Origin of the sequence: Tenacibaculum sp. ZH5_bin.1, assembly GCF_042865525.1 — a bacterium.
Classification (GTDB): Bacteria; Bacteroidota; Bacteroidia; order Flavobacteriales; family Flavobacteriaceae; genus Polaribacter; species Polaribacter mesophilus.
In genome coordinates, this window is record NZ_JBEGIO010000001.1 from 1,449,304 (window position 1) to 1,474,001 (window position 24,698).

The following is a 24,698-nucleotide window of genomic DNA, read 5'->3' on the forward strand; positions in this document are numbered from 1 at the left end:
CTTAAATCAGCTTCAGTTAAAATCATTTATAAGAATAATAAGTGAAATTTAGATATGCTACGCAATCTTTGTCCCGTTTTTAACAGTACGTTCAGTAGTTAACAAAGTAACCTCTTTATCATCACCTAAACCACCTAATACAAGGCATTCACTCATCATATTAGCAATTTGTTTTTTAGGAAAGTTTACCACAGCAACTACTTGTTTTCCTATCAAATCTTCAGGCTTATACAGTTTAGTGATTTGTGCTGAGGTTTTTTTAATTCCGTAATCACCAAAATCAACCTGCATTTTATAGGCAGGATTTTTAACCTCTTTAAAAACCTCGGCAGAAATGATCGTACCAATACGCATTTCTACCTTTGTAAAGTCATTCCAAGTGAGGGTGTTATCTTCCATATGTCTGTAAATTATACCAGTTAGGTATTTATAGTTGTTTAAAAATAAAATTTTATTAAGTGCCCATTATGAGCTCCATAATTTAGTTGTTTTCTAGCAATCGTTTTGCTGCAGTAAACGGTGTCGTTTTCCCATTTTCTAGTTTTGCAATTTCCTGCTGCAATAATTCTTTAATTTTTGGATTGTTATAAAAATTACTTTTTAATTGCTGATTAATGGTTTCTAACAACCAATAATTATTTTGATCATCTCTTTTCTGTTGAAAGTAGCCTGATTTTTTCACTAAACCCATGTACTCTTCAATCATAGCATAGATAGCATCAATTCCTTGATGATGCAATGCACTAGCTAATAAAACTTTAGGTTGCCAATCACTTTCCTTAGCAGGATATAAGTGTAAAGCTCTGTTAAATTCTACTTTCGCTAGTTTAGCATTTTTTTCATTACCGCTATCTGCTTTGTTAATCACAATCGCATCCGCCATTTCAATAATTCCACGTTTAATACCTTGTAATTCGTCACCAGCACCTGCCAATTTCAACAATAAAAAGAAATCAGCCATAGAATGTACAGCCGTTTCTGATTGTCCAACACCTACTGTTTCAATAATAATAGTATCAAAACCAGCTGCTTCACATAAAATAATACTTTCACGTGTTTTTTGAGCAACACCACCTAACGAAGTTCCAGAAGGAGAAGGGCGTATAAAAGCATTTTCATCAGTTACTAATTCCTCCATACGTGTTTTATCACCTAAAATACTCCCTTTATTAATAGAACTACTTGGATCCACTGCCAAAACAGCTACTTTTTTACCTAAAGAAGTTAAATGCTTACCAAAAGCCTCAATAAACGTACTTTTTCCTACACCTGGAACACCTGTAATTCCAATTCTAACCGATTTATTGGCATGCGGTAAACAAGCTTCTAAAATTTCATTGGCTTGTTGTTGGTGTTTTGGATTCGTACTTTCCACTAACGTAATAGCTCTACTTAAAAAAGGAATATTACCAGCAACTATTTGAGTAACAAATTCTTTGGTTGAGGTAGTTTTTCTTCTGTTACGTTTTATTTTTTCTGCAGATGATTTACTGGTGGTTTCAGGCTGAGAAACCCCGTCTTTTTCAGAGAGTGCAGATGTGTCTTTGTCGGTCATTATGTAGATAAAACAAAATAATAACGTAAATTTAGAAATAAAAATGCAGGAAAATGCAACGCGGCAGAAAAAGTCTCGTATTTAGGGTAAGAAATCAAGAATGAAATCAACCAAACAGTTACATCAATCGGTAATAGATGCCTGTAAAAACAATGATGCAAAAGCACAAATGCAATTGTATGATTTGTATTGTGATGCCATGTATACAGTGGCGTTACGGTATGTAAAAGATTCTTTTATAGCGGAAGATGTAATGCAAGAAGCATTTGTAAAAGCATTTAAAAATATTGATTCATATAAAAAAGGAGTAGCGTTTGGTGCTTGGTTAAAAAGAATCGTTATCAATCAAAGTATTGATTATTTAAAGAAGAGAAAATTAGAACTGGTTTCTATTAACGAAGAAATTACCACAGTAGCAGATGATGATAATTGGAATGTAGCCGCTACGATATCGTATCAAGAAATTGTAAACTGCATTCATCAATTAAAAGAAAAGTATAGAGTTGTGTTGACTCTGTTTTTATTAGAAGGGTATGATCATGGAGAGATTTCGCAAATATTAGGAATTTCGGAAGTGAGTTCGAGAACACATTTATTAAGAGGAAAAAGACAAGTGCAAGAACAATTAAAAGCAGTACACCATGTCTAAAGATATTAGAGAAATACTAAAAAACAATGTTGAAAACACCGAGAGGTTATCAACAAATCACAGACAGCGTTTTCAACAAAAGTTGATGGATGAATTGCATTCAACACCATCAACAAAAAAATCATATCAGTGGTTGTATATAGCAGCATCCATTGTGTTGTTGGTGAGTTTGGGAATTCAGTTTTACCCAACTAATACTGTAAATCCAATAATAACTGAGCTTCCAAAAGAAACTCAAAATCAAATTAGTTTAGGAACCATATCTCCTGAGTTAAAAACGGTGGAAGATTACTATGTAAATACCATTAATTACGAACTAAGTCAGTTAGAATTAACTGAAGATAATAAAGAACTTTTTGATGGTTATTTAATTAAAATAGGAGAATTAACCAAAGAATATAAATCGTTAACCGAAGAGCTCAATACAAAAGGAATTAACGATGATACTATCAATGCATTGATTGGAAACCTGCAATTACGTTTACAGTTGTTAAAACGTATGCAAAAACAATTACAAGAATTTAAAAATCCAACTCAAAATGACATTCAAACAATTTAAAATCAGTGTTTTTTTACTGTTAGTAACTGGCGTTGTATCTGCACAGAAATACGATAAAAAGTTTAGTGAAAATTTTAAAACAAGTAAAGACGTAGTAGTTAATATCAATGCATCTAATGCAGATGTAGATGTAACTACATGGAATAAAAATGAAGTTTCAGTAGAAGCAGTTGTAGAAGTTGAAGGGCTAGATAAAAAAGAAGCTCAAAAATATTTAGACAACTGGAAATTTGAAGCCTTAGGGAATAAAAGTAAGGTACAAATTAATGCCAATAGAAATAGTTTTAGAATAGGAAGAGACAATATTGTATTCTTCAATTCATCAGACAATAATTACCCAAGAGTATTTGAGTATGATACAGAAAGTGAGGTTGTAGTAATACCAGAAATACCAGAGGTAAGTATCCCAGAAATGCCTGAGATGCCAGAAATGCCTGAAATTGAAATTCCAGAAATTAATTTTGAAAAGTTATTTCAAGATGTGGATTTTGATGTAGAGGAAATGTTTGAAAATGAAGAGCTTGTCAGGTTTAAGTGGAAAGATGGCAAGCATAATGTAAATATAACCTCAAAAGAAGAATGGGAGGAATTTAAGAAAACGGAAGCATATAAAGAATATCTTAAGAATAATAAAAATTCTAAAACAAAGATGTTTTTCTCAAAAAACCATCAAGTTCTCAATGAAAAAAAATTAAGAGACGAACTAAAAAGAGTTAAAAGTGAGCTTAAAAAAATTGACAGAGAAAAAATTAAAAAACAATTAGCAAAAGTGAAAGTGGAAATGCATAAGGTAAGAGAAGAAATGAAAAAAAATCACAGGAATTATTCTTTTTCTTCTGGCAGTAATAATCTTATGATTAATGGAAAAAAAGTAAAAATCACAAAGAAGATTACAATAAAAGTTCCAAAATCGGCAAAGTTTGACTTGAATACACGACACTGTAAAGTAAAACTACCAAAAACTAAAGCTTCAGGAAAGGTTAGTTATGGAACTTTTAAAGCTGACGCACTTGACGGTGGAAAATTAAATATTTCATTTTCACCAGTAAACATAAATTCATTAAACGCTTGTACGTTGTTCTTAAATAATGTAACCGATGCTCAATTAGCATCGGTTACCAATACAACCGTAAACTCTAATTCATCTGGATTGGTAGTAAACAATGTTTATAGCAATGTTGAAGTAAATAATAAGTTTGGAAACTTAACCATAACCAAAGTACACCCTAGTCATGATAATTTAAAAGTACTTTTAAGCTATTCAGATGCGGGAGTTGATTTAGCAGGGATAAACAAAAAATTCGATATTCAGAGTAATAAGGTCAAGAAACTAAAAGATGGAAGTGTAGAATATAATGGAGAGTTTATTTTAATTTCAAACGATAAGAAAATTGAAATAGACGGTAAATACAGTCAGTTAAAAGTTAAAAATCAATAAGAAATACAAACAAAATTACTTTTTATTTCTACAAAATTGCTGTCAAATTCTTTTTCTATATTCTTTATAAAGTGCCTATATTAGCGATTGCAAATAGTCATTTTTACTATGGAATTATACAAAGAAAATCAACTTAAAATATATAACTCTTTAACCAAATCAAAAGAGCTTTTTAAACCAGTAACAGAAGGACGCGTAGGAATGTATGTATGTGGTCCTACAGTATATAGCAACGCCCATTTAGGAAACGTACGAACTTTTATGTTTTTTGATGTGGTGTATCGTTATTTATTACACCTTGGATACAAGGTGCGTTATGTACGTAACATTACGGATGCTGGTCACTTAGAAAACGATGCAGATGAAGGAGAAGACAGAATTGCAAAGAAAGCACGACTAGAGGAAATTGAACCGATGGAAGTAGTGCAACGTTATACAGTTGATTTCCATAATGTATTAAACAACTATAATTTTTTACCGCCAAGTATAGAGCCTACTGCTACAGGTCATATTGTAGAGCAGATTGAAATGATTAAAGAAATCATGGAAAAAGGTTTTGCTTATGAAGTAAACGGTTCGGTATATTTTGATGTGTTAAAATATAACGAAACAGGCAACTATGGAATTCTTTCTGGTAGAAAATTTGAAGATGCTATTCATAACACAAGAGCGTTAGACGGACAGTCAGATAAGAGAAATCCGCAAGACTTTGCTCTTTGGAAAAAAGCCGATGATCGTCATATCATGCGTTGGCCTTCACCTTGGAGTGATGGTTTCCCAGGTTGGCATTTAGAATGTTCAGTAATGAGTACAAAGTACTTAGGTGAACAGTTTGATATTCATGGTGGAGGAATGGATTTAAAATTCCCGCATCATGAGTGTGAAATTGCACAATCGCAAACGTGTAGCGGTGTAAAACCAGTAAATTACTGGATGCACACCAATATGTTATTGTTGAACAGTCAAAAAATGGCAAAATCAACAGGGAACTTTATTTTACCAAATGAAATTTTAACGGGAGAAAATAACATTTTAGGAAAACCTTTTTCAGCAAGTGTGGTTCGTTTTTTCAATATGCAAGCTAACTATAGAAGCATTTTAGACTTTTCTGGAGAAGCGTTAGAAGCTGCTGAAAAAGGACATGCGAAATTAATGGAAGCTGTAGATTTCTTAAGTAAAATTGAAGCAGGTACTACTTCTACATTTGATGTGCAAAAATGGAAACAAGATTGCTACGATGCCATGAATGATGATTTTAATACACCAATATTAATATCACATTTATTTGAAGCAGTAAAAGTTATCAATCAAATAAAAGAAGGAAAGGCAAGTTTAACTACCGATGACTTAGAAGTGTTTAAAAATACAATCAATGCGTTTGTTTTTGATGTATTAGGATTAATGAATGAAACTTCAGAAGGAAATAATTCAGACAAACTAAGTGGTGTAGTTGAAATGTTAATTAGCATGCGTAAAGAAGCACGTGAAAATAAAGATTGGGCATTATCTGATGAAATTCGTGATAGATTACTGGAATTAGGTATTCAATTAAAAGACGGTAGAGAAGGAACAACGTTTACAGTTAACTAATTGAAAAAAATACTAACATATCCGTTTATATTACTAGTTCGATTTTATCAAACAGCCATATCTCCGTTTACACCAGCAACATGTAGATATTCACCAACGTGTTCAAGCTACACAATTGAAGCGTTGCAAAAACATGGGTTGTTTTATGGCGGTTGGTTGGCATTGAAAAGAATTTTCAGTTGCCACCCTTGGGGAGGAAGCGGTTACGATCCTGTTCCAGAGAAAAAAGAAAAATAACAGTCATTTTATACTGTTGAGCAACCTTAGAAACAAAGAAACTCAATAGTGTTTTGGATTGACACAAAAACTAAATTAAAGTAGATGAATTTTTTATCCATAGTGTGGGATTGGAACCCAGAAATAATAAATTTAGGAGGTTTTGGTATTCGTTGGTACAGTTTAATGTTTGTAGCGGCGTTTATTTTAGGACTTCGATTAATGAAAAAGATTTACATCAACGATAACATTGCTGTTGAAAAACTAGATCCGTTATTTATGTACGTATTCGTTTCTATGTTGATAGGAATGCGTTTAGGAGATGTATTCTTTTACAGTTGGGATTATTACCAAAATCATTTACTAGAAATCATATTACCATTTAAAAAACAAGAAGGAGCTTCGGCTTTATTCGGATTGTTAGATGGATGGAAATTTACTGGGTTTACAGGATTTGCAAGTCACGGAGCAGCAATAGCAATTCCAATAGCCATGTACTTTTACGCTAAGAAACACTTACAAAAACCATGGTTGTTTATTTTAGATAGATTAGGAATTATGGTAGCCTTAGCAGGGGTTTTCATCCGTTTTGGAAACTTCTTTAATTCTGAAATTTATGGAAAACCAACAGGAAGTAGTTTTGGAGTGATTTTTAAAAGAGCAGGAGAGACGGTACCACGTCACCCAACCCAATTATACGAAGCACTAAGTTATTTAGTTTTGTTTTTTGCATTATGGCATTTCTATTGGAAAACAGACAAGAAAAACCAAACAGGATTTTTATTCGGACTGTTTATGGTTGTGTTATGGACGTTACGTTTTGTAATAGAGTTCTTAAAAGAGGCACAAGTAGAAGGAAGAGAAGATTGGGTATTCAATACATTAAACACAGGTCAGGTGTTAAGTATTCCACTAGTGTTAATCGGTTTTTGGTTAATGTTTAGAAAAACTAAAGCAACAACATAAAAACAATAAAAAAACTCCAAGGTTATTCTTGGAGTTTTTTGTTTATGAGAAAAAAGTTTTAAGCTTTTATTTTTGCTAACTCTTGCTTTTTAGCATTAATTTCATTTTCAATTTTTAACAAGCGATTTTCAATCTTACTGATAATAGCTTGTTTTCTTTCAATACTTTCTTTAGAAGTAGAAGCATCTTGCTTAGCCTCTTCTAATTTAGATTTCATTTTAGCTAAACCTTCCTTACCACTAATTAAAATTTCTTCGTTAATGCTAATATCATCTTCAAGGTCACTTATTAACGTGTTTTTCTCTTTACTAATGTTTTGCTCCTTAGCTTTAATTTGGTTACTTAATTGCTTCAATTTTTCTTCCTCTAAACGTAAAGCCTCTTGTTCTTTTAAATAAGCAAGTTCTCTGGCTTTTCTTTCTTCGTCTAACTTCTTACGGGCCTCTTCAAGTTTTTGTTTTTGTAAAAGAACTTCTTTCTGTTCGTCACTTATATTATCTTCATATACCACAAGACCAGTACTTACAGTAGTAGTTTTAGCTTCCTCTTTTTCCTCAGCCCTCTTAGCTTCTTCTTTTTTAAGTTTTCTAGCTAACTTTCTTTCAAGAGATGCTAAGTCTTTTTTATGTAAATCAATTTGATTATTTAACTTGCTTAACCTTTGTTGCATATTAGCAACAATTTTTTCTTTTCTTTCTACCTCTTGTTTTGTAGCCTTTTTACTTGTTTTAAAACGCTCTAAATTTCCTTTTACACGTTTTAAAGCACCAACGCCACTAACTAAAATTTCTTCATTAGCGCTAATTTGATTTTTCTTGTTTTTTACTTGAGCTTTTAAAGTTTTAATGTCATCTTGAGCATTTACTTGTTGGCAAGTAAACGTTAAGAATAAAGTTAAAGTGACTAGGAATCTTAGTGTTTTCATTTTAATTTTATGGTATTAAGTTTTTGTTTTTTTTCGGGGCGCAAAAGTATGGCTAAATGCGAAAAAAAAATAACTTTTCACCATGTTTTTTATCATGTTTTTCAGGATACTAAAAACATAATGTTTTGACTCACATAAAATTTGATGTGAATAAATAGCTTAACAACACTTATTCGTGATGATAAGGCTCGTTACGAAGAATGGTAAACCCACGATAAATTTGTTCGACAATAAATAAACGAATCATTTGATGAGAAAACGTCATTTTAGAGAGCGATAACTTTCCTTGTGCTTTATTGTATACAGCCTCAGAAAATCCATACGGACCTCCAATAACCAACACTAGTTGCTTAATACCAGAGTTCATTTTCTTTTGTAAGTATTGTGAAAACTCTACAGAAGTATACTGTTTCCCTTTATCGTCTAATAAAACTAATTGATCAGTAGGTTGCAGTTTAGACAGAATTAACTCTCCTTCTTTTTCTTTTTGTTGCGCCTCGCTTAGGTTTTTAACGTTTTTAATATCTGGAATAATCTCCAACTCAAACTTTACGTAATGTTTTAAGCGGTTTTGGTATTCGTCAATTAATTGCTGCAACTGTTTATTGTCAGTTTTGCCTATGGCGAGTAGTTTTATTTTCATATGGCAAAATTACGAATGTTTGACAAATTTTATAGAGATAGCTTTTAGGTTAAAAAACTAGCTTTAATAGCGGTATGTAATAAGCTACTAAAACAAGTTTTTGCCATCGTAAAAAGTGGTTTACCTTATGACGCAAATTATAAAAGTACGTTGGTTTAAAAAAGTATAAAATTTACTTGTTTTTTATCGTAGTTAGTTTTGTTTTACTTTTTATTAATATTTATACTATCACCTTCTTTATCATAAAGTGTTTTTTTTATGATTCTCCCTTCTTGATTGTATTCAATTTTTGATTTCAATTTTTCATTCTTATAATAAGTTCGCCAAACTCCAGCTTTTGTAAAATAATCAGTACCTAAATAGCTACCAGTTTCCATAATATTTCCATTAGGGTAAAAACTAGTATGTGTACCTATCTTATTTCCTCTTTCATCAAATTCCTTTTCTTGATATATAGTTCCGTTATCATAGTATATAATTAATTTGCCAACAAAATCACCTACATCATTATATTTAGCATCAAGTCGTAACTGACTATTTTTATAGTATTCAATATTCTTTTGAATTATGCCTTTTTCAGTATATTCTTCTTTTGATTTAATTTGACCATTGCTCCAATAATTTATCCAATTTCCAACGGGCTTATTTTCTTTGTAAACCCCAGTAGATTGTAACTGCCCGTTTTTATAGTAACTCTCGTAGTTTCCATCCATTTCGTAAAACCCTTTACCAGAGTAACTACATGTAGTTTGAATTTGTCCGTTTTTATAATAAAGAACAAAAGTACCTTTAGGGTTTCCATTTTTATCAAAATTAATTATAGAATTTATAGAGCCGTCTTTTCTGTAATATGTCCACTTACCATACGCTACTCCTTCACTATTTTTAAAACCTTCAGATTTTTTACTTCCATTGTCATAATAATCAATGTAATTTTGAGCACTTATAGAATTTATTGATACTAAAAAAAGTACTAAAAAAAAGGGTATATATTTTTTCTTGAGTTTCATTATTTAATTGATTATAATGGTTTTGTTTGTTTTGATGCTATTAAATTTAGCAAATGCACACAAAATTAAAAAACTGAAAGGATTTTAAGAAATAAGATAAAACAAGCAATTATTTATATTTGTTACACAGGTAGATATTCTATTTAAAATTCAAATACAAGAATAATATTATTGATACAGACTGAAATGATTCTTTGCTAACAGGAGATATATTTATTACGGTTTTTTCATTTTTAAAAGTTTCCTTACTCTTTAGAATTTTCAGTTACTCTTCATTTCCAGTAGTTTGCTGATCTCTATTTGTTTGTAACATGTTTTAAGCAAGTAAAAACCGAATAGAAAATCCGCGAGTTTTTTTGTTAATAGCTGATAAGTAGTAATTACTTATGGGAGTCGTTGTTGTACGTTTATAGTTTTTAAAAAAACGGTTCTTCTAATACCATCTTATTACTTCCTTCTCGAAAGGTATTATCTTTGCTGTTTATCAGTTCAAAAGTAGGATATTGTACTCTTATTCTTTTTCTTTATGTGTAATAGTAGTTATTACTTTAGCTTCATGTTTTGGAGAAATACTAATAAAATACAAAGCAAAAAAATTGTTAGACATAATGAAAGTACATTAAACTTTAAGACTAAACCTTTATTAATTATAATAAATGCTGTAGATAGTTTTACTTCCAGAGTTCCCACCATTTTTTATTCTTTTCTTTAATGTTTTTGTCTGACGTTTTTTCCTTCAATTCAATTTCATCTTTAACCTTTTCTTCTTCTATCTTAACAAACTCCTCTTTTATATACTTTACTGTAGAACTAGATGTATTTGGGTTGTTTATAATGTAATCTAAAAGATCTTCCATTTTTTCATTTCCTACATAAGTAACATTAGAGTTAAAAAGTGCATTTAGGTTCATAATCGTTATATCAGAAGCTTTTCTTTTTAAAGAATTTACATATTCTTGTTCAAAACCATCCATGTCTTCTAGTGAATACATGATATTCCAAAATACATTAGGCTCACTTACCTCACTGAATCTTTCTAATACCTTAAATAAGGTAACCATAGCTTTGTTTGATGTATGTTTTTTTAAAAAATTACCGTAAAGTTCATTAAAAAGATTTTCCAAAGGTGTAAAATCATCATTTTCTGGTCTAAAATTTTCTATTTTATATAAAAGTTCTTTTTCAGTATAATTTTTCATCTTTTTTATTTTTCTGATTATTTAATTTAATAGTGGTGTGTGATAAGCTACTAAAACAAGCTTTTGCTATTGTGAAAAGTGATTTATAGTGTGGTAGGTACAAACTATAAAAGTACTTTGGTTTAAAAAAGTATAAAATGCACTTGTTTTTTGCCTCAGTTCTTTGTTGGCGGTAGTTTTTTAATCACTACCAATTATTTGTAAAAATATAATTTTCGTATTATCAATTTCAAAAATTAAATCTATTCCAACTATTCTGTAAAAGCTAGCTTTGGTTAAACTTAGTTCATAAATATTATATGAATTTTCAGCAAATTCATTTTTCAATAAATTAATAAAATAATCGATAGAAGAGTTTATACTATGCTTCAAGTCCTTTACTAATTCACTTTCAGGTAAACTATTGTAGTTTCTTCTGTTAAAGTTTGATTTTAATTCGGATTCTAATTTTTCTTTCCAGTTTTTACATTCATTTATTTTAAATTCCCAGTCATTAGGATATACGCCGAAAAGCTCATATGAATTATCTTGAATTGCCTTATGAATATTTCCTGCTGAAAAATTAAAAGCAAAAAGTTTATAACTCATTCCAATTACAGAGTATGAATTTATTAATTCAAGAGCATCCAAATAGGCATTAAGATAAGTCAGTTTTGTTTGTAAAATTTGATCTTTCAGTTCTTCGTTTAACATTAATTTTAAATTTTATCAAAAATTTCCTATTTTACTTAAATTCAATCAAGTGATCATCCTCTTTTTTTATTACCGCCAACGGTTTCGTATAACCGTCAGTTACGGGTTAAATTAGTTGTTATTTTCGGTTTAGCACTGACGTTAGCAATTCCGAGTGGATTCGGACGTAGTCGAATCCGCCGTAATTGCGGTTATATATTGTTGTAAAACGTTTTTAATTCAGTTATTTTATTTTCAATTTCAGATTCCGATTCATAAGGTGATTCAGCCATAAAGTATGAGTAAGCCAAATCATTTATTAATTCATTGGCTTTTTCATAATATTCTTTAGCGAATTCTTTTGGGAAATTTTGATGTTCAGTCCAATTTTTGATGAAATCAGATATATACCAAATTCCACAAGCAGTATCTCGTGATAAATTCAGATTTTCTTTTGTTCGTTTACATTCAGCATTTAATTCAGTCAGTAGGTTAATAAATGAATCGTGATTCCAATTCAAGTCAGTTCTTAATTCAAGTAAAAATGAACCATTTTCTGCGTTTAATTCGTCTATCAATTTCATCCTAATTGTTTTCAGAGCCCTTGTCCAATTTATAAGTTACAGAAATGACCTTTCCATCTTTTCGTTCAACTTTGTCAGCGTCTTCAGCAGCTATATCCAAAAATTCCTGCGTAAAGGGATTCGGTTGAGAATATAAGAAACTCCAACTTGAAGAATTAAAGACCACATCTTTCGCTTTTCCGAAATCGATATTTAACTTTTCCACAATTATTTTCATTGTCATAATCGGATTAGAGCCTGCTTTTTTCAAATCAGATATAAACTCGTCTATTTCCAATTCAGACGAAGATTCGTTTATGTTCCGTTCAATTATTTTTTCAATTTCTTTATTGTGTTCGAGCATTTTTTCAAATGTTTTACAACGGTCTCGTATAACCGTCAGTTACGGGTTTATATGCGTTAATTTTCGGTTTGGCACTGACCTTAGCAATTCCGAGTGGATTCGGACGTAGTCGAATCCGCCGTAATTGCGGTTATACATTGTTGTGCACAGTTATTTACATATTTCATTATAGTGATATTCTAAAAATGATATGTTTGGTTCATTAACTTTTGGTTTTTTAAATTCTAAATCAGTCAAAAGTTTCTTTATTTGTTTGTCTGATTTTGGTCCAAATACTATTCTATATTCAGAGTCTAATGAGAAATAACCTTTGTCAAACATCTTATCGTGCAAAACACAAAAGCAAATCGCATTTTGAGGGTTTAATCTTTCCTCTTTGTCAGCCATCCAAGGTTTTATATGACTACAAACAAGTAAATCGGATTTGTTTATTTCGCAAATAGCACAAGTTGAATTGTAATTGTCCAAAACAATTTCCCTTAGTTTATTTTGATAAGCTCTAATTTTTATTTCACTCTTAGATTCAGTCGGATTATTACTTTTATTTATTTCCTGATTTTTTATAAAATATTCCTCTGCTTCTTCCTCTACGAAATTCAGTTCCTCAATGATTTGTAATGCTTTTTTAAACTCTAAATCGTTAGTGGCATTTAATTTGGAAATCGATTTTTTAGTCAAAAGACCTTTCTTGTCACCACGAATATTATAATGATGTAATAATTCCATCGCTACAAAACCGCCTCCTCTGGCTGGTGCAGGTAAATTTAGAATCTCTCTTTGGATATTTCTATGACTTTGTCCATCTATTAAGTAAGCTTTTATTACTTCGGCAATTGTATAATTATCAAATTTGTCGGTGATTGCCATAGTTTGGTTTTAATTGTGCACAACGGCTCGTATAACCGTCAGTTACGGGTTAGTATTCGTTAATTTTCGGTTTAGCACTGGCATTAGCAATTCCGAGTGGATTCGGATGTAGTCGAATCCATCGTAATTGCGGTTATACATTGTTGTAAGGCGTTTTTTCAATCAGTTGGTATATTATGTCAATGTCATTTTTCTTGTTTGCGACATTTTTTTTCGCAATTCTGTATGGTAGGTATGTCAAAAATCCGACAAAAATCGTCACAAAAATTGGTGGTAAAACATATGCCATATTTATTTCAGTTTGTATTGGTGGGATTAATATTTCAACAACAAGAATTAACATTACTAACAAGTAAATCCCGAAAATTATAACTCTCAAAATAAATGGTAATACTTCCATTCCTTGAATTGTTGTTTTGATTTTCAGTTTATTGTCTTTTGTATGAAATTCAGATTTTACAGTTGCAAAATTATTCGCAAAAGAATTGTCTAAAGTAAATCTTTCTCGGATTTTGAAACTCTTTGAATTTATATCTCCAATATATTTTTTGTTTTCAGATTTAATGACATCAAGCATTATTAAAAAAGGTGTGTAATATCCCTTTTGAGTCATTTGTCTGAATTCATTTATAAAGACTTCTTTTTCAACATTTAATTCTCTTTCAAATGTTTTAATCAATTTATACTTTTCTAAAACTCTATTAATTCCCATTCAGTTTTTCAAATGCCTTACAACTAGTTTATATACGTAATAAAATTACTTATATATTCCTTTTACGGTAGGGTATACGGAACTTTTAGCAATTTTATTAACACTCTCAAATATAAAAAAAGTAAGATAAAAAAGTGTAACTTTTTTATCGGGTCGACACCCCAAGCCTAATCGGGTCACCACTCACTGCCTAAGGGGAGTGACACTCCCTCGGTAAGGGGAACGATGCTCCCCGCCTAAGGGGAGTGTTATTCACTGCCTAAGGAGAGCAACTTCAAACAACAAAAAAGGTAAAATATTCGTATTGTGTAGAAAAATGTTTGTTAGGTGCTGTGGTGTATAAAGAAGTCATTTAAAAAAACAAATACACTCCAAAGAGGAGTGTATTTAAGTGTAAGATTTTATAAACAGTTAACTTAACAGTTTACAAAAGCACAGGTGTTCTCGTTTGTTTCAATTTGTACCGTAAGTGAGAGTTGGGTAATTGTTTTTATACTAAAGGTTCAGCTTTAAAACCTTTACTTTTTACAATAGCAATTACTTCATCTGCAGTAATTCCTTTAGAACTTACGGTAAGAACTTTATCATCAAAATTAGTATCTACATTCCAATGGCAAATACCTTCAGCATTGTCTAAATCAGTTTGTACTTTTGATACACATCCTCCGCAGTTAAGGTTTGTTTTGAATTTTAACTCTTTATTGTTTTCCATTATATTAAAAATTTATTTGTTATTGAATACTGCAAATTTCAGCACAACGGGACTGTTTGTTGTTATACAATTTTAAGATTGATTTGTGAGATTTACAGATTTATTAAGTGAGGTTTAAAATGTTCCGACACTTGCTAGTGCCGAAACACTTGTTATTTTTTCCACTTTAATCGTAAGCTATTGCTAACCACACTAACACTACTCATAGCCATAGCAGCACCAGCAATCATAGGGTTTAATAAGAAACCATTAAATGGATATAAAATACCAGCTGCAATAGGAATACCAATAAGGTTGTAAATAAATGCCCAAAATAGGTTTTGTTTAATAGTAGCTACTGTTTGTTTTGATAGTTTTATGGCTTGCGGTATTTTACTTAGGTCAGATGATATAATGGTCATTTTAGCAACATCCATTGCAATATCACTACCTTTTCCCATGGCAATACTTACATCGGCAGTAGCTAGGGCAGTACTGTCGTTAATACCATCACCTACCATAGCAACGGTTTTTCCTTGTTGTTGTAATTCTTTTACAAAATCGGCTTTATGTTGTGGTAATACTTCAGCTTTGTAATATTGAATACCTGTTTCTTCAGCAATAGATTTTGCGGTAGCTTCGTTGTCACCCGTAAGCATATATAACTCAATATCCATAGCCTGTAACTCTTTAATAGCTTGTACCGAGGTTTCTTTTATTTTGTCTGAAATAGCAAGTACAGAAAGTGCTTCTTTATTATTAGCAAACCAAATAACTGTTTTAGCCTGTTTGCTCCATTCGTCTGCCTGTTTTAAAAGTTCGTCCGCTATGGTAACCTTATTTTCAGTCAACAACTTTTTATTACCAACAAAAAAGGTTTCTCCGTTATAATCAGCCTTAGCACCCTTACCTGTAATACTGTCGAAATTTGTTAGTGGGGTAGTGGCGGTATCTCCTAAAAACTTTACAACAGCTTCTGCTAATGGATGTTCAGATTTTTTCTCAATACTTAAAAGAATGTTCTTAGCAGTATCATTATTCTGTAACCAAGATATACCAGTTACCTCTGGTTTTCCCTCGGTAATAGTTCCTGTTTTATCTAAAATAATAGCATTTACTTTTTTAGCAGATTCAAGGCTTTCAGCATCTTTAATTAGAATACCTTTTTCTGCACCTTTACCAACGCCCACCATAATAGCGGTAGGAGTAGCAAGACCTAAAGCACAAGGACATGCAATAACCAATACGGTGATAGCAGCTAATAATCCTTGAACCACTCCGTTATCACCCCCTAAAATAAACCATATAAAAAATGTAATAACAGCAATACTCATAACTACAGGTACGAAAATACCTGCAATTTTATCAACTAATTTCTGTACAGGAGCTTTACTACCTTGTGCATCTTGTACCATTTTAATAATTTGAGCTAGCATGGTTTCTTTTCCAACCTTAACGGCTTTGAATTGGAAACTTCCTTTTTGATTGATGGTTCCTGCGAATACTTTTTCATTTTCTTCTTTTAGTACCGGAACAGGTTCACCACTTAACATACTTTCATCTACATACGAGCTTCCTGTGGTAACAATACCGTCTACCGCAATTTTTTCTCCTGGTTTAACAAGAATAGTATCATTTACGTTCACATTTTCAATAGGGGTTTGTTTTTCCGTTCCGTCAGGTTGTATCACAACCACAGTTTTAGGTTGTAAGCCCATCAATTTCTTAATGGCAGATGAGGTGTTTCCTTTGGCTTTTTCTTCTAATAGTTTTCCTAACAGAATAAATGCGATGATAACTGAAGCTGCCTCAAAATATACATGTGCTTCTAATCCTCTAGATTCCCAAAACTTAGGAAATAACATGTTAAATACACTAAATATATACGCTATACCTGTACTTAAAGCGACCAAAGTGTCCATGTTTGCAGAACGATGTTTGGCTTGTTTCCATGCATTGATAAAAAAGTCTTTACCAAACCATAATAACACAGGGGTAGAGAAGGCCCACATAATAGGGTTGGCGTAAGGCATGTTCATAAAAAACATACCAATAACAACTACAGGCAACGAAAGTAGTACCGACCACATGGTTTTGGTTTTTAGTTGCTTGAACTTCTTTTCATGAATAGCTTCGAGGGTTTCTTGTTGTTTGGTTTCGTCTTCAATTAGCAAATCATAACCCGCACCTTGTACTGCTTTTTGCAGTTTTGTAGCATTGGTCATGTTTGGAAGATATTCTACCGTTAAATTTCCACTAGCAAAATTTACTGAGCCATTTACTACACCTGGTTCGTAGCTAACAATACTTTCGGCACTTCCTGCACATGAGGCACAAGTCATACCCAATACTGGAAATACTTTTTTAACAGTGGTTACACCGTAGCCCAAATCTTTTATAGCGGTAACGGCGTTTGCAAGAACTTCTTCGTTAGCAACCGTAATAGCAGCTCTTTGGTTGTTTAGTTCTACTTTGTGGGTTTCAATTCCCTCAACATGTGCTAATCCTTTTTCAACGATTAAAGCACAGTGTTCACTTTCCACACCTTCTAGAGGTAGGTAAATGATATCTTTATTGTTATTTGTTGCCATTTTTTTACTGTATTAATTGTACAATACAAAGTTGGCATTAAGTTAGAGAAAATTTATTGTGGAATTTTGGAATTGATTTATAAGATTTACACCTCGTCTAACGGTTTTCTTCTGTCTTTACGGATTTTTTTAAAGTGACTTGGCGTTAATCCTGTAACTTTTTTAAACTGATTACTTAAATATGCTACGCTTGAATAGTGCAAACGAAAGGCAATTTCACTTAATGATAATTCATCGTAAACGAGTAATTCTTTTACCTTTTCTATTTTTTGAGCAATAAAATACTTTTCAATAGTAGTACCTTCTACTTCAGAAAAAAGATTGGATAAGTAATTGTAATCGTGATGTAGTTCGTTGCTTAATAGTTCAGATAGATTGATTTTTGCTTCACTGTCTTGATGGTGTACCAAATTGATGATTAAGTTTTTTATCTTTTCAATAATGCGCCTTTTTTTATCATCAATAATCTCGAAGCCTAAATCAAGTAAAACCTTGTCCAGACTTTCTTTTTCATCTGAAGTAAGTTCTTTTTCTAGTATAACCTCACCTAATTTAATGCTTTTTACACCCAGACCTAATTTGTCTAATTCATTTTGAATGACAAGGATACAGCGATTGCAAACCATGTTTTTAATAGTGAGGGTCATAGTATTTTTATTATAGTTTGTTAGGTTTACAAAGATAAGGATAAGTGATTGCTATGAATCAAAAATTATTTCAATCTTATAACTATAAACACTACGATAGTATTGCTAAGGTAGGAGATAAAAAAATCCCGAGTATTTTTTACTCGGGATTTTTGTTTTATTAATCCTCGTCTATTTCAGTACGAGTTTCAGTAGGTTTTTCACCTTTTTCTATTTTAATAATGAGTTTTTGCTCAGGTTCATTTAAATCCATAAAGATAGCGTCACCTTCATCTAGTTTAGAGTTAACAATTTCTTCAGCTAGTGCATCTTCAATATACTTCTGAATGGCTCTTTTTAATGGACGAGCTCCGTATTGTTTATCAAAACCTTTATCAGCAATATAATCTTTAGCCTTATCGCTTAACGTAAGCTTATAACCTAAATCATCAATACGTTTTAGTAATTTATCTAATTCAATATCAATAATTTTATGAATGTTTTCACGTTGAAGAGAGTTAAAAATTACAATATCATCAATACGATTTAAAAATTCTGGAGCAAAAGATTTCTTTAAAGCACCTTCAATAATACTTTTGGCATGGGCGTCTTCTTGTTCTTTTTTAGAAGAAGTTCCGAAACCAACACCACCACCAAAATCTTTTAGTTTACGAACTCCAATATTTGAAGTCATGATAATAATGGTGTTTCTAAAATCTATTTTTCGACCTAAACTATCAGTTATATGCCCGTCATCTAGGACTTGTAGCAGCATATTAAATACATCAGGGTGTGCTTTCTCAATCTCATCTAATAAGATTACAGAATAAGGTTTACGACGTACTTTTTCAGTTAATTGTCCACCTTCTTCGTAACCAACATATCCTGGGGGCGCACCTATTAAACGAGAAATAGCAAACTTCTCCATGTACTCACTCATATCAATTCTAATTAAAGAATCGTCAGAGTCAAATAACTCACGAGCTAATACTTTTGCTAACTGTGTTTTACCTACACCCGTTGAACCTAGAAAGATAAAAGAACCAATTGGTTTGTTAGGGTCTTTTAACCCAACACGGTTACGCTGTATAGCTTTTACTACTTTGGTAACAGCTTCATCTTGACCAATTACTTTACCTTTTATTAATTGAGGTAATTCTGCTAAACGACTACTTTCTGCTTCGGCAACACGATTTACAGGAATTCCTGTCATCATCGATACTACTTCAGCTACATTATCTTCGGTAACAGTTTCTCTATGTAGTTTAGAATCTTCTTCCCATTGCTGTTGTGCAGACTCTAAAGCTGTTTCTATATTTTTTTCGTCATCACGAAGCTTTGCAGCTTCTTCGTACTTTTGTCCGCTTACCGCTTTAGTTTTGCGTCCTCTAATTTCTTCTAGTTTCGCTTCTAATTCTAAAATTTGTTGCGGAACTACAATGTTTGTAATATGAATTCTCGATCCAGCTTCATCTAAAGCATCAATAGCTTTATCTGGTAAAAAGCGATCAGTCATATAACGGTTGGTTAATTTTACACAGGCTTCAATAGCTTCATCAGTAAAAGAAACATGATGATGCGATTCGTATTTGCCTTTGATATTGTGTAAAATTTGTATGGTTTCTTCTACGGTAGTAGGATCTACAATTACTTTTTGAAAACGACGCTCTAAAGCACCGTCTTTTTCAATATTTGTTCTGTATTCATCTAAAGTAGTTGCACCAATACATTGAATTTCTCCTCTGGCTAAAGCAGGTTTTAACATATTAGAAGCATCTAACGAACCAGTAGCTCCACCAGCACCTACGATGGTGTGAATTTCATCAATAAAAAGAATAATATCATCGTTCTTTTCAAGCTCATTCATTAAAGCTTTCATGCGTTCTTCAAACTGACCTCTGTATTTTGTACCAGCAACTAAGCTAGCTAAGTCAAGAGAAACGATGCGTTTGTCGAATAGAATTCGTGATACTTTTCTATCTACAATACGTAAAGCTAATCCTTCTGCAATAGCAGATTTACCAACACCTGGCTCTCCAATAAGCATTGGGTTATTCTTTTTTCGTCTACTTAAAATCTGAGAAACACGCTCAATTTCTTTTAAACGACCTACAACAGGATCTAACTTTCCTGAAACAGCTAAGGCTGTTAAATCACGCCCAAAGTTATCTAAAACAGGAGTTTTAGATTTTTTAACTTGCTTTCCTTTTTGAGGTTGTTGCCCGTAAGGGTTTGATTTTTCGTCAGCAAATTCATCATCAGAAGGTGTTTCCCCTATAGGAGAAATAAACGAGTCATCATCTACGTGTAGTTCTTTGTACAAGTTTTTAGCCTGCTCATAGTCTACATCATACTTTTGAAGTAATTTAGTAGTAGGATCATTTTCGTTACGCAAAATACATAGTAACAAATGTGCAGTATCTATTGCATTGCTTTGGTATAGTTTAGCTTCTAAAAAGGTTGTTTTTATAGCTTTTTCTGCTTGTCTGGTAAGGTGTAAACTCTTTCTTTGAGGGTTTGAAAAAGATGGGGTTGTCGGATTTAGTTTTTCTAGTTTATTACGCACTAAATCTAAATCAACATCAAAAGTTGTTAATATTTCAATGGCTTTTCCATCACCTTTTCTAATCAAACCCAACAAAAGATGTTCTGTTCCAATAAAGTCATGACCTAGTCTTAAGGCTTCTTCTTTACTGAAAGTAATTACATCTCTAACCTGTGGTGAAAAATTATCGTCCATATATTTATTTTCTATCTCTGTAAAGTTAGTAAGTTTTTTTCTTAAAAATTACAAAAAAGATGCCAATAGTTTTTAACTGACATTCTGACGAGTAAATTAAGAAATTATTGTTTAATATAACATATAAAATTGTTAATAAATAAACGTAAAACAGTTAGTATATTTTTTGTGTAAAACTGAGGGTTGTAGTATCTTGCAATGTTTTAGAAAATGCGGAGAACTAGAAAGCATTTTAAAAAGTGGGTTTTATCAAGTGTAAAATTCACTTTTTTGACGAAAATAAATACTAATATTTTAAAAGAAAATATATGACAGATGGCGAAAAGTTGATTCCTATCAACATTGAAGAGCAAATGAAGTCAGCATACATCGATTATTCAATGTCGGTGATAGTATCGAGAGCGTTACCAGATGTAAGAGATGGTTTAAAACCAGTGCATAGAAGAGTTTTGTTTGGTATGCATGAATTAGGAATTAAATCCACAGGAGCATATAAAAAATCTGCAAGAGTTGTAGGAGAGGTATTAGGTAAATATCACCCACACGGAGACACCTCGGTTTACGATTCTATGGTACGTATGGCTCAAGATTGGAGTGTACGTTATATGATGGTTGATGGGCAAGGAAACTTCGGTTCTGTTGATGGAGATAGCCCTGCAGCGATGCGTTATACAGAGGTGCGCATGCAGAAAATATCAGAAGAGATGTTATCTGATATAGAAAAAGATACTGTAGATCATAAATTAAACTTTGATGATACGTTACAAGAACCAACAGTACTTCCTACACGTATTCCTAACTTATTAGTAAATGGAGCTTCTGGTATTGCAGTAGGAATGGCAACAAACATGGCACCGCATAACTTAACAGAAGTTATTAACGGTACTGTAGCATATATTGATAATCGCGACATTGAAATTGATGAGTTAATGCAACACATCAAAGCGCCAGATTTTCCAACAGGAGGGATTATTTATGGTTATGATGGAGTAAGAGACGCTTTCCATACAGGTCGTGGACGTATTGTAATGCGTGCTAAAGCAACTATTGAAGAAGTTAAGGGACGTGAATGTATAGTTGTTACTGAAATTCCTTACCAAGTTAACAAAGCAGAAATGATTAAGAAAACTGCTGACTTGGTTAATGAAAAGAAACTGGAAGGTATTGCAAGCATTCGTGATGAATCTGACCGTAAAGGAATGCGTATTGTTTATATATTAAAACGAGATGCAATTCCTAATATCGTTTTAAATAAACTATTTAAATACACACAATTACAAACATCATTTAGTGTAAATAATATAGCTTTAGTTAAAGGGCGTCCTGAACAGTTAAACTTAAAAGAGTTAATCCATTATTTTGTAGAGCATAGACATGAAGTAATTGTTCGTAGAACTGAGTTTGAATTAAAGAAAGCAGAAGCACGTGCACATATTTTAGAAGGGTTAATTATTGCTTCTGATAATATTGATGAGGTAATTTCTATTATTAGAGGTTCTTCTAACGCAGATGAAGCACGTGAAAAATTGATAGAGCGTTTTGAATTAACAGAAATTCAAGCACGTGCTATTGTTGAAATGCGTTTACGTCAGTTAACAGGACTAGAACAAGATAAGTTACGAGCAGAGTATGATGAAATTATTAAGACTATTGCCGATTTAAAAGATATTCTTGCAAATGAGCCGAGACGTTATCAAATAATCAAAGACGAACTATTATATATCAAAGAGAAATATGGTGATGATCGTCGTTCTGTAATTGAGTATGCAGGAGGAGATATGCGTATCGAAGATATGATTCCTAACTCTAAAGTTGTTGTTACTATTTCTCATGCAGGTTACGTAAAGCGTACAAATTTAGATGAATACAAGGTTCAGAATAGAGGAGGGCGTGGACAAAAAGGTGCAACTACTCGTAATGAAGATTTCTTAGAACATTTATTCGTAGGTACTAACCATCAATATATGTTATTCTTTACTCAAAAAGGAAAAGTATTCTGGATGCGTGTATATGAAGTTCCAGAAGGAGGAAAGAATACCAAAGGTAGAGCAATTCAAAACTTAATAAATATCGAGCAAGACGATAAGGTAAAAGCGTTCTTAGTAACAGGTGATTTAAAAGATGAAGATTATATCAATAATCATTATGTTATTATGGCAACAAAACGAGGTCAGGTTAAGAAGACGCCTTTAGAACAATATTCTCGTCCAAGAGCTAATGGTATTAACGCAATAACTATTAAAGAAGGTGATGAGTTACTAGAGGCGAAGTTAACTACTGGAGATAGCCAAGTAATGCTAGCACTTAAATCGGGGAAAGCAATTCGTTTTGAAGAAGCTAAAACACGTCCAATGGGAAGAACAGCTTCGGGAGTTCGTGGTATTACATTATCGCATGAAAATGATGAGGTAATTGGTATGGTTGCTGTTAATGATATGGAAAGTAATATCTTAGTTGTTTCAGAAAAAGGATATGGAAAGCGTTCTAAATTAGAAGATTACCGTATAACGAATCGTGGAGGTAAAGGAGTTAAAACGTTGAATATATCAGAAAAAACTGGTAATTTAGTCGCTATCAAGAATGTAGATGATTCAAACGACTTAATGATTATCAATAAATCAGGACTAACAATTAGAATGGCAGTGGAAGATTTACGTGTTATGGGTAGAGCAACTCAAGGAGTTAAACTGATTAACATTAAAGATAATGATGATATTGCTGCTGTAGCAAAAGTAATGCATGAAAAAGACGAAGAAGAAGATGGCATGGAAATTGAAAATGAAACAAATGATAGTCAAGAACAACAATAAATAAATCATAACAAAAATGAAAAAACAAATCTTAGCCCTTTCTTTAGGATTAATGTCGTTAGGGGCATTTGCTCAAAAATCAGAACTTAAAGCTGCTGAGAAAGCTATAAAAAAACAAGATTTTACAACAGCATTAAATACTTTAAATGCTATTGAAGGATCTTTAATGATGAACGGAGAAGATAAATATAAATCTAAATTTTATTTCTTAAAAGGTAAAGCATTAGCTGCAAAAAAAGATTACAAGAATGCTGGTGAAGCTTTCAATGCTTTAATAGCAATGAAAGAAAACAAGTATACAGATGAAGCTAAGCCTATCTTAAATCAGATGATTCAAGAAGTTTCTAAAAAAGCGGTTGATTTATATAATAATAAAAAGGATTATAAAAATGCAGCTGAAGACTTCTATTTGACATATGTGTTAAGTCCTACAGATACATCTTTTGCTTATAATGCTGCAGTTGCTGCTACCCAAGCTAAAGATTATGATAAAGCGATTGAGTACTATAGAGAATTACAAAAAATAGGTTACACAGGTATTGAAAAGCAATATGTAGCTACAGATAAAACTACAGGAAAAGTTGAAAGTTTTGGAAATGACAAGGCAAGAAGAGACTTAATTGTAAAAACAGGAAACTATGTAAAACCAGACGTAAAATCTTCAGAGTCAAAATCAGCAACAATTGTTAAAAATGTAGCTTTAATTTTAAAAGAGCAAGGAAAAACAGATGAGGCTATTGCAGCTTTTAAAGATGCTCGTGCTTCTAATCCAAAAGATTTAAATTTAATTTTAAACGAAGCTCAACTATATGTTGACATGGGTAAAATGGATAAGTTTGGAGAATTGATGAATGAAGCTGTAGCTTTAGACCCTGAAAACCCAACATTATATTATAATTTAGGTGTTGTAAATTTCAATGAAGGTAGAATGGATGATGCGAAGAAGTATTACACGAAGGCAGTTGAGTTAAAACCTGATTATGCAGATGCTTATATGAATTTAGCAGTAGTAGTTTTAGATAAAGAAAAAGCTATTGTAGAAGAAATGAATAAAAACTTATCAAATTTTAAAAAATATGATGAGTTAGCAGCTAAACAAAAAGAAGTTTATAAGGAAGCAATCCCATTTTTAGAAAAAGCAGATAGTTTAAATAGAAATGTAGATACTGTAAAAACTTTAATGAATTTATATGAGGTGTTAGAAATGAGTAATAAAGCAGCTGAATATAGAGACTTATATAAATCAATGCAATAGTAATAGAAAAAAATAGTTATAAAAAAAACCGAAATTTTAAAATTTCGGTTTTTTTTA

Annotated in this window: 23 protein-coding genes and 1 pseudogene; 9 read left to right on the forward strand and 15 right to left on the reverse strand. The window is 31.9% G+C overall.

The genetic code is table 11. The features are described 5' to 3' along the window. Positions 1 to 57: 57 nt before the first annotated feature. Positions 58 to 399 (reverse strand): tRNA-binding protein, encoded by a 342-nt coding sequence (locus ABHQ57_RS06695; protein WP_167713450.1) that lies wholly within the window; start codon positions 397 to 399, stop codon positions 58 to 60. Positions 400 to 481: 82 nt separating this feature from the next. After that, the gene (gene meaB, locus ABHQ57_RS06700) at positions 482 to 1,555 is read right to left on the reverse strand and encodes a methylmalonyl Co-A mutase-associated GTPase MeaB (protein WP_167713451.1); all 1,074 of its coding nucleotides are present in this window, start codon (positions 1,553 to 1,555) and stop codon (positions 482 to 484) included. A 100-nt stretch (positions 1,556 to 1,655) separates the two neighbouring features. Here meaB and ABHQ57_RS06705 point away from each other — a divergent pair, with 100 nt between their 5' ends. The 6 genes from ABHQ57_RS06705 (at position 1,656) to lgt (ending at position 6,973) form a co-directional block, all read left to right on the forward strand. Further along, positions 1,656 to 2,204 (forward strand): RNA polymerase sigma factor, encoded by a 549-nt coding sequence (locus ABHQ57_RS06705; protein WP_167713452.1) that lies wholly within the window; start codon positions 1,656 to 1,658, stop codon positions 2,202 to 2,204. Then, a complete protein-coding gene (locus ABHQ57_RS06710; protein WP_159490063.1) occupies positions 2,197 to 2,763 on the forward strand; it encodes a hypothetical protein in 567 nt (188 codons plus the stop codon). Before ABHQ57_RS06705 ends, ABHQ57_RS06710 begins: the two co-directional genes overlap by 8 nt. Beyond that, entirely contained in the window at positions 2,744 to 4,201 is a 1,458-nt protein-coding gene (locus ABHQ57_RS06715; protein WP_167713453.1) for a hypothetical protein, read from the forward strand. The genes ABHQ57_RS06710 and ABHQ57_RS06715 overlap by 20 nt, the downstream gene beginning before the upstream one ends. A gap of 108 nt (positions 4,202 to 4,309) precedes the next feature. Continuing rightward, complete coding sequence (cysS, locus tag ABHQ57_RS06720; RefSeq protein ID WP_073181391.1) at positions 4,310 to 5,791, forward strand: cysteine--tRNA ligase; 1,482 nt, start codon at positions 4,310 to 4,312, stop codon at positions 5,789 to 5,791. Beyond that, on the forward strand, positions 5,792 to 6,028 hold the full coding sequence (gene yidD, locus ABHQ57_RS06725; protein WP_073181389.1) for a membrane protein insertion efficiency factor YidD: 237 nt from the start codon (positions 5,792 to 5,794) through the stop codon (positions 6,026 to 6,028). A gap of 84 nt (positions 6,029 to 6,112) precedes the next feature. Further along, a complete protein-coding gene (gene lgt, locus ABHQ57_RS06730) occupies positions 6,113 to 6,973 on the forward strand; it encodes a prolipoprotein diacylglyceryl transferase (RefSeq protein ID WP_167713454.1) in 861 nt (286 codons plus the stop codon). 58 nt (positions 6,974 to 7,031) lie between these two features. Here lgt and ABHQ57_RS06735 read toward each other — a convergent pair whose 3' ends face one another. Beyond that, on the reverse strand, positions 7,032 to 7,898 hold the full coding sequence (locus ABHQ57_RS06735) for a hypothetical protein (RefSeq protein ID WP_167713455.1): 867 nt from the start codon (positions 7,896 to 7,898) through the stop codon (positions 7,032 to 7,034). Positions 7,899 to 8,067: 169 nt separating this feature from the next. Next, positions 8,068 to 8,541, reverse strand: a complete 474-nt coding sequence (gene rlmH, locus ABHQ57_RS06740) for a 23S rRNA (pseudouridine(1915)-N(3))-methyltransferase RlmH (RefSeq protein WP_167713456.1) — start codon at positions 8,539 to 8,541, stop codon at positions 8,068 to 8,070. A 51-nt stretch (positions 8,542 to 8,592) separates the two neighbouring features. On the opposite strand from rlmH, the pseudogene ABHQ57_RS06745 reads away from it, so the two are divergent. After that, a pseudogene (locus ABHQ57_RS06745) lies at positions 8,593 to 8,700 on the forward strand (IS110 family transposase); the annotation flags it as partial. A gap of 44 nt (positions 8,701 to 8,744) precedes the next feature. Here ABHQ57_RS06745 and ABHQ57_RS06750 read toward each other — a convergent pair. From ABHQ57_RS06750 to ABHQ57_RS06800, 11 genes are all read right to left on the reverse strand, one after another. Next, positions 8,745 to 9,551: a toxin-antitoxin system YwqK family antitoxin gene (locus ABHQ57_RS06750; RefSeq protein ID WP_167713457.1), complete on the reverse strand. Its 807-nt coding sequence runs from the start codon at positions 9,549 to 9,551 to the stop codon at positions 8,745 to 8,747. A gap of 671 nt (positions 9,552 to 10,222) precedes the next feature. After that, positions 10,223 to 10,750 carry a hypothetical protein gene (locus ABHQ57_RS06755; protein WP_167713458.1) on the reverse strand — a complete coding sequence of 176 codons (528 nt, stop codon included), beginning with the start codon at positions 10,748 to 10,750 and terminating at the stop codon, positions 10,223 to 10,225. Positions 10,751 to 10,930: 180 nt separating this feature from the next. Continuing rightward, positions 10,931 to 11,443: a hypothetical protein gene (locus ABHQ57_RS06760; RefSeq protein WP_159613930.1), complete on the reverse strand. Its 513-nt coding sequence runs from the start codon at positions 11,441 to 11,443 to the stop codon at positions 10,931 to 10,933. Between the two features lie 191 nt (positions 11,444 to 11,634). Then, on the reverse strand, positions 11,635 to 12,006 hold the full coding sequence (locus ABHQ57_RS06765) for a hypothetical protein (protein WP_167713459.1): 372 nt from the start codon (positions 12,004 to 12,006) through the stop codon (positions 11,635 to 11,637). A 1-nt stretch (position 12,007) separates the two neighbouring features. Further along, positions 12,008 to 12,349 carry a hypothetical protein gene (locus ABHQ57_RS06770; protein ID WP_167713460.1) on the reverse strand — a complete coding sequence of 114 codons (342 nt, stop codon included), beginning with the start codon at positions 12,347 to 12,349 and terminating at the stop codon, positions 12,008 to 12,010. Positions 12,350 to 12,499: 150 nt separating this feature from the next. Beyond that, complete coding sequence (locus ABHQ57_RS06775; RefSeq protein ID WP_167713461.1) at positions 12,500 to 13,216, reverse strand: HNH endonuclease; 717 nt, start codon at positions 13,214 to 13,216, stop codon at positions 12,500 to 12,502. 133 nt (positions 13,217 to 13,349) lie between these two features. Further along, a complete protein-coding gene (locus ABHQ57_RS06780; RefSeq protein ID WP_167713462.1) occupies positions 13,350 to 13,928 on the reverse strand; it encodes a hypothetical protein in 579 nt (192 codons plus the stop codon). Between the two features lie 490 nt (positions 13,929 to 14,418). Beyond that, positions 14,419 to 14,640 (reverse strand): heavy-metal-associated domain-containing protein, encoded by a 222-nt coding sequence (locus ABHQ57_RS06785; RefSeq protein WP_047789774.1) that lies wholly within the window; start codon positions 14,638 to 14,640, stop codon positions 14,419 to 14,421. A gap of 152 nt (positions 14,641 to 14,792) precedes the next feature. Then, complete coding sequence (locus tag ABHQ57_RS06790; protein ID WP_167713463.1) at positions 14,793 to 17,210, reverse strand: heavy metal translocating P-type ATPase; 2,418 nt, start codon at positions 17,208 to 17,210, stop codon at positions 14,793 to 14,795. 86 nt (positions 17,211 to 17,296) lie between these two features. Then, on the reverse strand, positions 17,297 to 17,857 hold the full coding sequence (locus ABHQ57_RS06795) for an AraC family transcriptional regulator (RefSeq protein ID WP_167713464.1): 561 nt from the start codon (positions 17,855 to 17,857) through the stop codon (positions 17,297 to 17,299). Positions 17,858 to 18,017: 160 nt separating this feature from the next. Continuing rightward, complete coding sequence (locus ABHQ57_RS06800) at positions 18,018 to 20,576, reverse strand: ATP-dependent Clp protease ATP-binding subunit (protein ID WP_167713465.1); 2,559 nt, start codon at positions 20,574 to 20,576, stop codon at positions 18,018 to 18,020. A gap of 308 nt (positions 20,577 to 20,884) precedes the next feature. Here ABHQ57_RS06800 and gyrA point away from each other — a divergent pair, with 308 nt between their 5' ends. Then, positions 20,885 to 23,386, forward strand: coding sequence for a DNA gyrase subunit A (gyrA, locus tag ABHQ57_RS06805; RefSeq protein WP_047789770.1), 2,502 nt, complete (start codon positions 20,885 to 20,887; stop codon positions 23,384 to 23,386). A 16-nt stretch (positions 23,387 to 23,402) separates the two neighbouring features. Next, positions 23,403 to 24,641 (forward strand): tetratricopeptide repeat protein, encoded by a 1,239-nt coding sequence (locus tag ABHQ57_RS06810; protein ID WP_389862904.1) that lies wholly within the window; start codon positions 23,403 to 23,405, stop codon positions 24,639 to 24,641. Positions 24,642 to 24,698 lie beyond the last annotated feature (57 nt).